At 63.0% G+C, this 13,809-nt stretch carries 9 protein-coding genes; 8 read left to right on the top strand and 1 reads right to left on the bottom strand.

The window, feature by feature from the left end:
- Positions 1-9 precede the first annotated feature (9 nt).
- The 3 genes from TL5118_RS04505 to selD all read left to right on the top strand — a co-directional run bounded on the left by TL5118_RS04505 (position 10) and on the right by selD (position 6,453).
- A complete protein-coding gene (locus tag TL5118_RS04505; protein ID WP_058242931.1) occupies positions 10-2,670 on the top strand; it encodes a nitrate reductase in 2,661 nt (886 codons plus the stop codon).
- A gap of 135 nt (positions 2,671-2,805) precedes the next feature.
- A complete protein-coding gene (cysG, locus tag TL5118_RS04500) occupies positions 2,806-4,191 on the top strand; it encodes a siroheme synthase CysG (RefSeq protein ID WP_058242932.1) in 1,386 nt (461 codons plus the stop codon).
- A 90-nt stretch (positions 4,192-4,281) separates the two neighbouring features.
- Positions 4,282-6,453: a selenide, water dikinase SelD gene (gene selD / locus TL5118_RS04495; RefSeq protein ID WP_058242933.1), complete on the top strand. Its 2,172-nt coding sequence runs from the start codon at positions 4,282-4,284 to the stop codon at positions 6,451-6,453.
- On the opposite strand, the gene mnmH is transcribed toward selD, so the two are convergent.
- A complete protein-coding gene (gene mnmH, locus TL5118_RS04490; RefSeq protein ID WP_058242934.1) occupies positions 6,450-7,502 on the bottom strand; it encodes a tRNA 2-selenouridine(34) synthase MnmH in 1,053 nt (350 codons plus the stop codon). The two genes, selD and mnmH, sit on opposite strands and share 4 nt — an antisense overlap.
- A gap of 390 nt (positions 7,503-7,892) precedes the next feature.
- On the opposite strand from mnmH, the gene hemP reads away from it, so the two are divergent.
- The 5 genes from hemP (at position 7,893) to TL5118_RS21740 (ending at position 13,589) form a co-directional block, all read left to right on the top strand.
- Positions 7,893-8,057, top strand: coding sequence for a hemin uptake protein HemP (gene hemP, locus TL5118_RS20850; RefSeq protein WP_082626219.1), 165 nt, complete (start codon positions 7,893-7,895; stop codon positions 8,055-8,057).
- Complete coding sequence (locus TL5118_RS04480) at positions 8,054-8,560, top strand: hypothetical protein (RefSeq protein WP_082626217.1); 507 nt, start codon at positions 8,054-8,056, stop codon at positions 8,558-8,560. The genes hemP and TL5118_RS04480 overlap by 4 nt, the downstream gene beginning before the upstream one ends.
- 31 nt (positions 8,561-8,591) lie before the next feature.
- Positions 8,592-9,857 (top strand): imelysin family protein, encoded by a 1,266-nt coding sequence (locus TL5118_RS04475; RefSeq protein WP_058242936.1) that lies wholly within the window; start codon positions 8,592-8,594, stop codon positions 9,855-9,857.
- A 137-nt stretch (positions 9,858-9,994) separates the two neighbouring features.
- Positions 9,995-11,506 carry a di-heme oxidoreductase family protein gene (locus TL5118_RS04470; RefSeq protein ID WP_082626220.1) on the top strand — a complete coding sequence of 504 codons (1,512 nt, stop codon included), beginning with the start codon at positions 9,995-9,997 and terminating at the stop codon, positions 11,504-11,506.
- A gap of 1 nt (position 11,507) precedes the next feature.
- Entirely contained in the window at positions 11,508-13,589 is a 2,082-nt protein-coding gene (locus tag TL5118_RS21740; RefSeq protein WP_106404175.1) for a DUF1513 domain-containing protein, read from the top strand.
- Positions 13,590-13,809 lie beyond the last annotated feature (220 nt).

Below are 13,809 nucleotides of genomic sequence, written 5' to 3'. Positions count from 1 at the left end.
GGAGCCCAAATGGCACAGCCTGATCCGACCCGCGCCGAGAGCAAAACCGTGAAAACCACCTGCCCCTATTGCGGCGTGGGCTGCGGGGTTTTGGCCACGCTGACGGACACGCCCACCGGCCCGCAGGTCACGGTGAAAGGCGATCCGGATCACCCCGCCAACAAAGGCAGGCTCTGCTCCAAAGGGTCGGCGCTGGCCGAAACCCTGTCACTTGACGGCCGACTGCTCCACCCAACGATCAGCGGCGCCCAAGCCTCCTGGGAAAGCGCCCTGTCGCAGGTCGCCAGCCGTTTCAAACAAACAATCGAAGCCCACGGTCCCGACAGCGTGGCCTTCTACGTCTCCGGTCAGTTGCTGACCGAAGACTATTATGTCGCAAACAAATTAATGAAAGGTTTCATTGGCTCGGCAAATATCGACACCAACTCGCGTCTCTGCATGGCCTCTTCGGTTGCCGGTCACAAACGCGCCTTTGGGACCGACACCGTACCGGGGCAATATGAGGACCTGGAACAGGCCGATCTGATTGTTTTGGTTGGCTCAAATCTTGCCTGGTGCCACCCTGTTTTATACCAACGCATCGCGGCGGCGAAATCCGCGCGTCCGGCGATGAAGATCATCAACATTGACCCGCGCCGCACGGCCAGTTCGGATCTGGCGGATCTGCATTTGGCGCTGACACCGGGCAGTGATGTGGCCCTTTTTAACCATCTGCTAACCACGATTCACGAAATGGGTGCCGTCGATAGCGCATTTGTGGCACAGCATGTCGATGGGTTTGATGCGGCACTCTCCGCAGCCAGTTCCGGCGAAGTGCAGGCAACGGGGCTAAGTGCGAATGAACTTGCCGAGTTTACCCGCGCCTGGATCGGCACCGAAAAAGTTGTGACCATCTATAGTCAGGGGGTGAACCAGTCGACCTCGGGCAGTGACAAGGTGAACGCAATCCTGAACTGTCATCTGGCCACCGGGCGTATCGGCCGGCCGGGTATGGGGCCGTTTTCAGTCACCGGCCAGCCAAACGCCATGGGCGGGCGTGAGGTTGGGGGGCTGGCGAATATGATGGCCTGCCATCTGGATCTGGAAAACGCAGGCCACCGCGCAACCGTGCGCGATTTCTGGCAGGCACCGACCCTGCCCGAAGCGGCGGGGTTGAAAGCCGTCGATATGTTCCGCGCGGTCGGCGACGGGCGGATCAAGGCGCTGTGGGTGATGTGCACCAACCCCGTCGTCTCGATGCCTGAGGCGGATCGTGTCAAAGCCGCCATTGCAAACTGCGATTTCGTGGTCGTCTCGGACATGTATGGCGACACAGATACGGCAAAGCTGGCCGATATCGTCCTGCCCGCCACGGGCTGGGGTGAAAAGACCGGCACCGTGACCAATTCCGAACGCTGCATTTCGCGGCAACGTCCCTTCCTGCCCGCGCCGGGCACCGCGCGCCACGACTGGGATGTCCTGGCGGAGGTCGGCAGGCGCATGGGGTGGCAGGCTGAATTTGCCTATGAAAGCCCGGCCGAAATTCTACGGGAATACGCCACCCTCTCAGGTCTCGCCGCGCAGCATGGCAAGGATTTCGACATTTCCGCCCTCAGCGATCTGACTGAGGTCGAATATGACGCGCTGCCACCGCAACATTGGCCCCTGACCAAGGAGCGAAGGGGTGGACGGTTCTTTGCAGATGGGCGGTTTTTCACCCCGTCAGGGCGCGCCAACATGCTGCCGCTGCATCACCGCGCCCCGGCAAAACCCGCTGACGCGACGCATCCCTTCATCCTCAACACCGGGCGGATCCGCGACCAATGGCACACGATGAGTCGCTCCGGCCTTGCACCGCGCCTGAACCAGCATATGGCCGAGCCCTATCTGGAAATTCACCCGACCGATGCCACCACGCTGGGACTACAGGCGGCAGATCTGGCCGAAGTCTCCTCGGCCCATGGTCGCGCCATCTTGCGTGTTTTGCTGAGCGACAAGGTGAAACCCGGCGCTGTCTTTGCGCCGATGCATTGGACGAGCCAACTATCCTCCGCCGGGCGGATCGACGCCGTGGTGGCGGCGGAGGTTGATCCGGTCTCGGGCCAGCCGGAATCCAAAGCGACCCCGGTGGCGATTACCAAGCTGCCTGCCCGCTGGTATGGCTATGCCGTCAGCCGCCAACACCCCAAGCCTAAGGCCGAGTATTGGGCCCTGGCGCGGCTGGGGGACGGTTGGCAGATGGAGTTTGCGGATCGCCATACGCCCGAGGATTGGCGGGCTTACGCGGAACAGCTGCTCTGCACCGATGGCTGCAACCTGCAAACCACTGAGGACCCGGCCAAAGGCCTGTTCCGGCTGGCCGCCCATCGCGACGGTCTGTTGGAGGCCGCCCTGTTCATCGCCCCCAACCCCGTTGCCTTGGCCCGCAGCCATGTCAACACGCTGCTGGGCACTGAGGCCCCCGCCGCACTGGCCGGGCGCGCCGGCGCGGATCAGCCGGATCCCGGCGCCACGATCTGCGCCTGTTTCGACGTTGGCATCAACACCATCATCAGCGCCATCCAGCAGCAAAACCTGATGTCAGTAGACGCCATCGGCGCCGCGCTCAACGCAGGGACGAATTGCGGCTCCTGCCGGCCGGAACTGGCGGCGCTGCTTTCTGCGGCAATGCCACGGCAGGCGGCGGAATAAGGCCGCTTGCCCCTTTGCTTCGCCGCAAAACACCGTTAAACCACGGTGCCAGTCGACGGGTGGCCTTGCACGCCCCCGCTCCAAGGTGCCAGTTAAGATCCCCGGGTCCGCCCGCAGCCGTTTAGGACGCAGCCGATGAAATTTTTTCCTATGTTCTTGCGGATGGCAGACCGCCGTGTGGTGATCGCAGGCGGCGGGGAGCAAGCGGCGCAAAAGGCCCGTTTGGTGCTAAAAACTGACGCAGCCTTGAGCATTCTTGCCACCGAGCTGGACAATGAACTGCAGGCAATCGTCAACGAAGGACGCGCCGAACATCACACCGGCCCAATTGGCGTGGCGCAGTTTGCTGACGCGGCCTTAGTTTTCATTGCCACCGGGTGCCCGGGGATGGATGCAGCGCTGCATGCCATCGCCAAAGCCGCCGGCGCCACGGTCAACGTGGTGGACCAGCCAGACCTTTGCGATGCGACCACGCCGTCAATTGTCGACCGTGATCCGGTCGTTGTGGCCATCGGCACCGAGGGCACAGCGCCTGTTCTGGCGCGCCGGTTGAAAACCGATCTTGAGGTGATGCTGGACCCGCGCCTTGGCAGTTTCGCCGCATTGGCGGGCCGGCTGCGGGATGCGGTGGCGAAACGGGTGCCGCAACCCAAACGGCGCAATTTCTGGCGCTGGACCTTTAAGGAAGATCCCTGGCAGGCCCATAAACGCGGTGCCGAGCGGCAGGCGGCAGATCTGTTGAAACAGGCCATAGCTTCTGGCGGAGCACCTGGCACGTCGGATCTGGGACAAATCAGCCTTGTTGGCGCCGGCCCTGGGGCGCGGGATTTGCTGACCCTGCGGGCGGTGGAGCGGCTGCAAGAGGCCGATATCATCTTCTACGACCGGCTGGTTGATCCCGAGGTGCTGGAACTGGCGCGCCGCGACGCCGAACGCGTCTATGTCGGCAAGGTACTGGGCACCACCCAATGGCCGCAGCACCGCATCAATGAGGTGGTTCTGCGCGCCGCCCGTCAGGGCCAGCGCGTGGTGCGCCTGAAATCAGGCGATCCGTCGATCTTTGGCCGCGCGGTGGAAGAGCTGGAAACCGCCCGCGCCGCGGGTATCCCGGTGGAGATTGTGCCGGGCGTGACCGCCGCCTCTGCCGCTGCAGCCGCCTTGAGCCGGCCGTTGACCGCACGCGGCGAAACCGATCGCGTCACCCTGACGACGGGCACCCTGCGGCCCGGCGATGATCAGCCTGATTGGGCGCAGATGGCGCTTCCCGGCTCACTCCTGGTGCTGTACATGGCGGTGCATAAGGCGGCTGAGGTGCAGGAAAACCTGCTGTCGGGTGGCCTGCCCGGCGACACCGAAGTCTCAGTCGTGGCCTCTGCCAGCCATCCACATGAGAAGATCCTTGAGTGCGCTCTGGATGAAATGGCCGAATGCATTGCCGCCAAAGGCATTGAAAACCCTGCCGTGCTGATGATCCGCTGTCCGAAGGACATGGCGACCGGCTGCGCAGCGGGCACGCCCTAAGCCACTCAGATCACGCAGATGGGACCACCTGACCTCTGGCCCTTGGCCTGCGGCTGAGGTAGCTCTTGGCCATCTGATGATGAGGCCGCCATGCAAAATAACATCCCCCTGACCCAAGACGTGGTGCTGATCGGTAGCGGCCACACCCATGCGCTGGTACTGCGCAAATGGGGCATGCGGCCCTTGCCGGGCGTGCGGTTGACCCTGATCAATCCCGGCCCCACGGCGCCCTATACCGGCATGTTGCCCGGCCATATCGCCGGTCATTACATCCGGGAGGAGTTGGAGATTGACCTGGTCCGTCTGGCCCGGTTTGCGGGCGCGCGTCTGCTGCTGGGCCGGGCCACAGGCATTGATCCCGAGGCGCGCCAGATCATGGTCGAAGGCCACGGATTGGTGGACTATGACATCGCCTCAATCGACATTGGCATCACCTCAGATCTACCTGATTTGCCAGGATTTTCTGAACACGCCATCGCCGCCAAACCGCTGGATCGCTACGCTGCGCGCTGGCAGCAGTTTCTGGATGAGGCGCAGGCGACGGGCCAGGCTGGCCCCGTTGCCGTCATCGGCGGCGGGGTCGCGGGCGTAGAACTGGCGCTGGCCATGGCGCATCGGCTGCGCCACACCGTAGGCGCGGCGGATGTGACGGTGTTGGAGGCCGCGGAGCAGTTGACCGGCACCAGCCCAGCAACCCGCCGCGCGCTGGAAAAACAACTTGAGGAAAACGATATAACCCTCAGGAAAAGCGTGGAAATTGAGGCAATCACCGCGGGCAATTTGCGCCTAAAAACAGGCGAGGTGATCCCGGCCGCCCTGACGGTGGGGGCCGCGGGTGCTACGCCGCATGGCTGGCTGGGGAACACCGGCCTGCCGCTGCACGAGGGTTTCATCAAGGTTGGCCCGACGCTGCAGGTTGAGGGGGTCGACACCCTGTTTGCCACCGGCGACTGCGCTCATCTGAGCCATGCCCCAAGGCCCAAGGCAGGGGTCTTTGCCGTCCGGGCCGCGCCCTATCTGCACGGCAATATCGAGGCGTTGCTTGTCGGCAAAAAACCACGCATTTTCAAACCACAATCGCAATATCTTAAACTGATTTCTCTAGGTCATAAATCCGCCCTTGCCGAACGTTGGGGGCGCCCCGTTACAGGTGCAGCCCTGTGGCGCTGGAAGGACCGGATCGACCGCGCCTTTATGGTGAAGTTTCAGAACCTGCCGCAAATGGCCAGCGCTGCGACGCCCGCTGTTGCGGCTGCAGGCGTGGCCGATGAACTGGCCAGCGGCAAGCCGATCTGCGCTGGCTGCGGGTCCAAGGTGGGGCCGGCTGCGCTATCTGATGCGCTGAGCGCATTGCGCATGCCCGCCCATCCCGATGTGGTGCAGGGGGCTGGCGATGATGCAGCGATCCTGCAGATGGGCGGCGTGAAGCAGGTGATCTCCACCGATCATCTGCGCGCCTTCAGTCATGACCCGGCGCTGATGGCGCGGATCGCGGCGGTGCATGCCCTGGGCGATATCTGGTCGATGGGCGCCCGCCCGCAGGCGGCGCTGACCCAGCTGACCCTGCCCCGCATGTCCGATCGATTGCAGCGGCGCACCCTAAGCGAAATCATGCGCCACGCCGGTGAAGTCTTTGCTGAGGCTGGCGCGGAAATTGTTGGCGGTCACACCACGCTGGGGGCTGAGTTGACCATCGGCTTCACCGTGACCGGCACCGCAAAAGATCCCATCGGGATTGACGGCGCGCGGGCGGGTGATGCGTTGATCCTGACGCGCCCGCTGGGATCGGGCACCCTGCTGGCGGCTGAGATGCAGGGCCAGGCAAAGGGGCGCGATGTGGCTGCCATGCTGCACCAGATGGCCCAGCCGCAGGGGATTGCTGCAAGGCATCTGTCAAAGGCGCACGCCATGACCGACGTCACCGGCTTTGGCCTGGCCGGTCACCTGCAGGAGATCTGCGCCGCCTCCGGTCTGGGGGCTGAGATCTGGCTGGAGGCGCTGCCGCTCTACGATGGGGCCGAGGCGCTGGCTGCGGCTGGCGTGACCTCCTCGCTTTATCCCGCCAATCTGGCCCATGCGCCGGTGCTCAACGTCCGTGGGCCGCGCGGCCTGTTGCTGCATGATCCGCAAACCGCCGGTGGCTTGCTGGCCGCCGTGGATCAGTGTGAGGCTGATGCCCTGCTCTATGCTTTGGCGGATGATGGTATCTCAGCCCGGCAAATCGGCACGTTTTTCCCCGGTACTGAACTGCGCTGCCGCTAAGTCGCGAGGACAGATAGCACCTTGGTTGCGGCCGCAGCGATGTCTTCAGCAGAAAGGCCCGTCAGGGACAGAACCATCAACGGTGCCCCGGCGCGCCGAGAGGATCGGCGGTAGCTGGGGTCATAATGCACCGCGACCAGATCAGCGGCCAGCGCCTGATGATCGCCACCCCGCGCCATGTCCTGCCAGCGCGTCACCAGATCATGACCATGAAACGGCGCAAGATGTGACAGCCGGGCGCATAGCTCCTCCATATCGCCGATCACATCGCTGTAAGCCTGCGCCAGATACTGCGCGCGCGCCTGCAGCGGCACCTCCAGCCGGATGTGATCTGCGGCCACCATCGCCTGCCAGACGGAGGGCGGAATGCGGATGCGGCCGATCTTGGCGCTTTCCGCCTCAACCAGCACGGGCCTCGTGGGATCCATCGCCGCCAACGCCATGGCCAGGATGCTTTCAAAGGCTTTCTGGCTGGGTTGACCGCCATCGCGCCCTCCAAGAAGGGACCCACGGTGATGCGCCATGGCCTCCAGATCCAGCACCTGCGCACCCTGACCTTTCAAGGCCGCCAGCAGATCGGTTTTGCCGGTGCCTGTGCCCCCGTCGATCAACACCAACCGGTGCGGCAAGGGTTGATCATAAAGCATCTGCACCACCAGACGACGGTAGGATTTATAGCCCCCTTCAATCAGGGACACCCGCCAGCCGATCTGCGACAAGATTGAGGCAAATGAGCCTGAACGCTGCCCGCCGCGCCAGCAATAGACCAGTGGCCGCCAGCCGCCCGGTCGATCCGCCAGAACCCCCTCAAGATGCGCCGCAGCATTGCGCGCCACCAAAGCAGCCCCCACTTTGCGCGCCTTAAAAGGATCCTCCTGCACATAGATCGTGCCGACACGCGCGCGTTCCTCATCCGAAAAGACCGGCAGCGAAATGGCGCCGGGCAGGTGATCCTCGGCATATTCTGCCGGGGCACGTACATCGATGATGTCATCAAACCCGGCAGCTGCAATGTCTTGCAGCGAAGAAAATGTCACCCGGTTCACCATGCTGCACTCCTGCCAATAGTGCCTTCTTCATAAGGTTTTAGCCCCTACTCCGCCAGAGGGCGCACAGTGGTAAGTAAGCGAAAATTAAACCTGAGTGAAAAACTCAGCTTGACCATCCTGAGTAAATTAGTCAGAAAGCACCCGTGTCTAGCCAACCGCACATGCGGCAGCCCGATTCTGCTGAGAAACAGGAAACAACGATATGAGAAACGTGCAAATCTCAGCGGCTGGACGTCGGGCAAACGCGCCGTCTTCAACCCGTTCGGAACGACCACTGGTGCTGTCGTTGCTTTCCGAGACCGGCATTTTTGAAACAGGCCTTTCCGAGAATTACTCTCTGGAACGCCTCATTGACCGGCTTGATCAACGGGAGACCCTGTCATGACCACCATGAGACTGAACCAATCCGGCGCATCCGAAATTGAGCTGCCGACGCTGCCCACCCACCGCGCCGAGGACCTGACCCAAGGCGGGACACAGGCCCTGATCGTTCTGAACGACCAAGTTTATAGCCTGCGCATCACCCGCGCCGGCAAGCTGATCTTGACCAAATGAGCTACCACAGGCCGCATAACCCCCGCCCCAAAGGCGCCGCCCCCGTCGGAGTGCTGAGCGATCTGGAGCCGGTGCCAATGTCGGCAGTGATGTACCTGCGCCTATGGTGCGAGGGGCACCCTGACCAATTGCGGCAGGATCTCTTGCCTGCGCTTGGTCCTGAGGCGGCCGCCCGCGCCGGTCAGGAATTTGATCATCTGTGCAGCCTGTGCATCAACCACGGCCGGCGCCGCCTGTGCCGCCATCATTTGCAATGCAAGTGTCTGGGGGCGGATGAGAGTTGTTTTGCCAATCTCGTCGAACTAGCCGCTGCGGGTGAAGATGCAGATGCAATGCTGATTGCCACCTTGATGCTGCGCGCCGAACAGGTGCCCCTGTCGACCGCATTGGCACAATCCGTCGGCACCGCGCTGTCGCGCGCCAGATCAAGCGAAGATTTTGGGACAGAGACGTTGGAACCGCACAGCGGCCACCTCTACCCGAGCCCGCAAGTTTCTCAATAATTGACATAAAACCAACCAAGGACAGTCTGACATGAAAACCACCTTCCTGAGCACCTCCGTGCTGGCACTGACGCTGGGCAGCGCCGCCCTGGCAGAGGCCCCGAGCGCCAAAGCGGTTCTGGAAAACTATGCCAACATCGCTGAAGCGAAGTATCAGGACAGTCTGATCACCGCCAAAGCGCTGCAGGCCGCCGTTGATGCGCTGATCGCATCACCGTCGGATGACACCCTGCAGGCGGCAAAGGATGCCTGGCTGGCCTCACGCAACCCCTACCAGCAGACCGAAGTCTACCGTTTCGGCAACGCCATCGTTGACGACTGGGAAGGCAAAGTGAACGCCTGGCCGCTGGACGAAGGCCTGATCGACTATGTGGATGCCTCTTACGGCCTGTCGGAAGAAAACGACTACGCCGCGCTGAACGTTGTTGCGACCCCGGTCTTCACCCTGTCGGGCACCGAGGTAGACGCCACCAACATCACCCCGGACCTGCTGGAAGCCACCCTGCACGAAGCCGACGGCGTTGAGGCAAACGTGGCCACCGGCTACCACGCCATCGAATTCCTGCTTTGGGGTCAGGACCTGAACGGCCACGGCGCTGGCGCCGGCAACCGTCCCGCCACCGATTTCGCATCGGGTGATGCTTGCACCGGCGGCAACTGTGACCGTCGCGGCGCTTACCTGAAAGCCGCCACCGACCTGCTGGTTTCGGACCTGGAATTCATGGCCGCAGCCTGGGCTGAAGGTGGCGAAGGCCGCGCAACAGTTCTGGCCGACGAAGGTGCTGGCCTGGTGGCTATGCTGACCGGCATGGGCTCGCTGTCGTACGGTGAACAGGCGGGGGAACGTATGCGCCTTGGTCTGATGCTGAACGATCCTGAGGAAGAGCACGATTGCTTCTCCGACAACACCCACAACAGCCACTACTACGATGGTCAGGGCATCCAGAACGTTTATCTAGGCAGCTACACCCGCGTAGACGGCACCGTTGTGTCGGGCGCCTCGCTGAGCGATCTGGTGAAAGCCAAAGACGCTGCGCTGGATGCTGAGATGACCGGCAAACTGGAAGTGACCATGGCCGCTCTGGGCAAAATGAAAGAGGCTGCCGACAACGGTTTCGCCTACGACCAGATGCTGGAGCGCGGCAATGCCGAAGGCGAAGCGTTGATCATGGGTGGCGTCAACGGTCTGGTTGATCAAACCAAATCGATCGAGCGTGTCGTGGCCGCTCTGGGCCTTGACCAGCTGGCCTTTGAAGGCTCCGACAGCCTCGACAACCCGACCGCTGTTTTTGAATAAACAGAGGGTTTCCAATGGGCCGGCTGCGGGCAACCGTGGCCGGCCTGCGCCTTTCAACATTTGGCATTCGCGCTGTTGAAGAGTTGACATCCAGCCCCGCCCCTGTTCGTAAGGGATCCCTCCCGGTGCCAGAAACCATGTCCAAATACCTACTACCGCTCCTTTCCCTACCGCTGACAGCCGGCGCAGTGTTGGCCGATCTGTCGCAAGAGCCCCATCTCAGCCCCCTGCCCCGCACCGCGTCTGAGGCGGCCCGCATCGACGCCGTGCGCGCAGCCCCCAAGGATTTCACTGCCCCGCAAAAGTTTGAGGTCCTGCCCGCCGGTGCAGGCACCGTTCTGGTCCGGGGTGGTGCCGCGCTTTTTGCGCAACCGGCGGCCAACCTGACGGACACGTTGGATTTCGAATTGGGGCGGTCGCTGTTTGAAAAGCTCTGGGTGGCAGCACCCTCCTCAACCCGCGCCTCTGACGGTTTGGGGCCGGTCTATAACGCACGTGCCTGTTCGGGCTGCCACATCAACGACGGGCGCGGCCATGCCCCAGCCGGGCCCGAGGATGACGCCAAAAGCTTTGCCCTGAAACTCTCTGTCCCCGCGCCCCTGGATGAGCGGGCGGCCGAAATCGCCAGCTGGATCGCCACGGCGCCGGAACCCAACTACGGTGGCCAGATACAGGACTTTGCCACTGCCAATATCGGGGCGGAGGCGCGGCTATCGGTCAGCTACAGCTCCCGTCAGGTCACCTTTGAAGATGGCGCGGTTCTGGCGCTGCGCCAACCTGAGGTCGCACTGGAACAGATGGCCCATGGTGCGCTGCACCCTGACGTGATGCTCAGCCCACGAATCGCACCACCGATCAGCGGCCTGGGGTTGATCGAGGCAATCCCCGCCGCTGATATTCTGGCCCTGGCCGATCCTGAGGATAGCAACGGTGACGGCATATCCGGCCGCGCCGCCATTGCCTGGTCTGTAGAATATGACCGCTGGATGCTGGGCCGTTTTGGCCATAAGGCCAGCCAACCCACCCTGCGCCAACAGGTTGCGGCAGCACTTAGCACCGATCTGGGTCTGTCGACCCCGCTGTTCCCTGCGGGCTGGGGCGATTGCACCGAGGCGCAGACCAAATGCCGCGCCGCGCCGCATGGCGACAGGGACGTCCGGGTGCATGAGGTGGACGACATCGCACTGGATTTGATGACGCTTTACACCGCCAATCTGGGCGTGCCCAAACGGCGGAATGTGGACAGCCCCGAGGTTCTGCGCGGCAAAGAGATCTTTCATCAGGCGGGCTGTCAGGCCTGCCACACCCCCAATTTTGTCACCCACCGCCTGAACGAAACGCCGGAACGTTCGTTTCAGCTGATCTGGCCCTATTCCGATTTCCTGTTGCATGACATGGGAGAAGGGCTTAGGGACAGCCGCCCGGAAGGGATCGCGGGCAATCAGGAATGGCGCACCCCGCCGCTTTGGGGTATCGGTCTGGCGCAAGCCGCTTCGCCTGAGGCCGGGTTCCTACATGATGGCCGCGCCCGCACCCTGCTGGAGGCCGTGATGTGGCACGGGGGCGAAGCCGCCCGCGCCCAGAACCATATTCGCCAGCTGCCAGCGTCAGACCGTGACGCATTGATCGCCTTTTTGGAAAGCCTTTGAGATGTTGAAACCTCTTGCCACCGCTCTTGCCCTGATCCTGCCCACTGCAGCCCTGGCCCAATCCGCCAGCGAAAAGGTCGCGGCGGTGCTGGATCAACAGATAGTGCCGGGCTTTGCCGAACTGGCAGAGAGCAGCGCAATGCTGGCAACTGTCGCGGGCAGTGACTGCACCCCGGGCAACAGCGATCTGATGCAGGCCTATAACCGCGCCTTTGACGCCTGGGTGCGGGTCAGCCATCTGCGGTTTGGCCCCAGTGAGGTGCAGAACCGCGCCTTTGCGCTGGCCTTCTGGCCGGACAGTCGCGGCAAGACACCGCGCGCATTGGCCCGCTTGCTGGCCGATCAGGATGTCGCCCTGCTGGCCCCGGAAGAATACGCCGAACTGTCGATTGCGGCACGCGGGTTTTACGCATTGGAATACCTGCTGTTTGAGCCGCAGCTGCAACAGCCCGCCGCCTATGCCTGCGCCCTTGTGCAAGCCGGCAGCGCCGACATTGCCCGGATCACCGCAGCCATCAACACAGACTGGCAAAGCTATGCCGAAACGCTGCGCAGCCCCAGCGCTGATGGCCCTTATAAAACCCAGGATGAAGCGACACAGGAGCTGTTCAAAGCCCTGCTGACCGGCCTGCAGTTCACAAGCGACATGCGCCTCGCCCGCCCCTTGGGCAGTTTTGACCGACCCCGTCCAAAACGTGCTGAGGTGCGCCGCTCAGAACGCTCCAAACGTCATATCGAGCTGTCCGTCACCGAACTGGCACATCTGGCCGATCTGCTGGCAACCGATGACAGCAGCCTTGAACGCGAACTTGCCGCTGCCTTTGCCGAAGCCGCGGATAACCTGGGCGGCATCACCAGCGCGGATCTGGGTCAAGTGACCGAGCCGATGGGCTGGATGCAGGTCGACATGCTGCGGCTGACCTTACATGACCGGATCATGGAAGAGCTGATGCCGATGCTGGGCGAAGACCTGGGTGTGCCCGCAGGGTTCAACGCGCTGGACGGGGTTGATCGGATGACCTCACGGCGTGGTTTTCTGGCGGGGCTTCTGGCGGCGGGTCTGACACCCGCAGTGACCTGGGCCGATGTCGGCGCGCCGCGCTACCTGTCGGCTGCCAAAACGCCGGATGGATCCTTTCGCCTCTTTGGCCTATCGGCCCAGGGTCAGCCGGTATTTGATCTGCCCCTGCCCGGCCGTGGCCATGCCGCCGCCGCCCATCCCACCCGGGCCGAGGCCGTGGCCTTCGCCCGCCGTCCCGGCACCTTTGCCCATGTGATTGACTGTGCAACCGGTCAGGTGATCGCCGAACTTCACAGCCCTGAGGGCCGCCATTTCATGGGCCACGGCGCCTTTGATCTGGCTGGCGATCTGCTGCTAACGCCGGAAAATGACTATGAGGCCGGTGAAGGCCGCATCGCCCTTTGGGACAGGCGGCAGGGCTATCGCCGCATCGGCGATCTGCCCTCTGGGGGCATTGGCCCGCATGACCTGCAGCGCCTGCCCGGTCAGGACCGGTTCGTGGTCGCCAATGGCGGTATAGACACCCATCCCGAAAGCGGCCGCACCGCGCTGAACCTGCCGACCATGCGCGCCAATCTGGCGCTCTTGGATCTGGACGGCGGGTTGGAGGTGACCCAGTTGGCGCCCGCCTTGCGGCTGAACTCAATCCGCCATCTGGCACTCAGGGCGGATGGGTTGATCGGCTTTGCCATGCAGTGGCAGGGCCGCGATGGCAGCCACCCACCGCTGCTGGGGCTGATGCGCCCCGGTGAGGCGCCCCGCCTCAGTGCCGCCCCCAAATCCCAGCATGAGGGCATGCAGAATTACGCCGGCTCCATCGCTTTCAGCGGCGATGGGCAAACGGTTGCCATCACCTCGCCCCGCGGCAATGCGGTGCAGATTTTTGATGCTGGAACGGGTGACTTTTTAAGCCAGATTGATGAGGTGGATGTCTGTGGCCTGTCACCCTCTGGCGACGGGTTCATCGCAACCTCCGGCACTGGGATGATCCGCTATATCGGGGCTGAGAAGGATCCTGTGCAGCACGACATGGCGTTTGATAATCACCTGATCGCTGTTTGAAGACAGAGGCGGAGGGTCGTGCCCGACCCGTGGGCGGGGTCTTCAAGTGCGCCGACCTCTCAGGACATCGGCGCACTCTATTTCTGGCAAGTGTTGGTAATTCGCGCCCGCCCTGGGGGCGGGTCGGGCACGAACCGGCTCACTGCGTGAACCGGCGCGATATCGTCACACTTGGCTTGGCAGCCACAGGACAATCCATGGGAAGGCGACGAGGAGGGCG

Source organism: Thalassovita autumnalis, from assembly GCF_001458255.1.
Lineage (GTDB): Bacteria > Pseudomonadota > Alphaproteobacteria > Rhodobacterales > Rhodobacteraceae > Thalassobius > Thalassobius autumnalis.
Note: the sequence above shows the minus strand (reverse complement) of the source record. Positions and strands in the feature narration are given on the sequence as shown.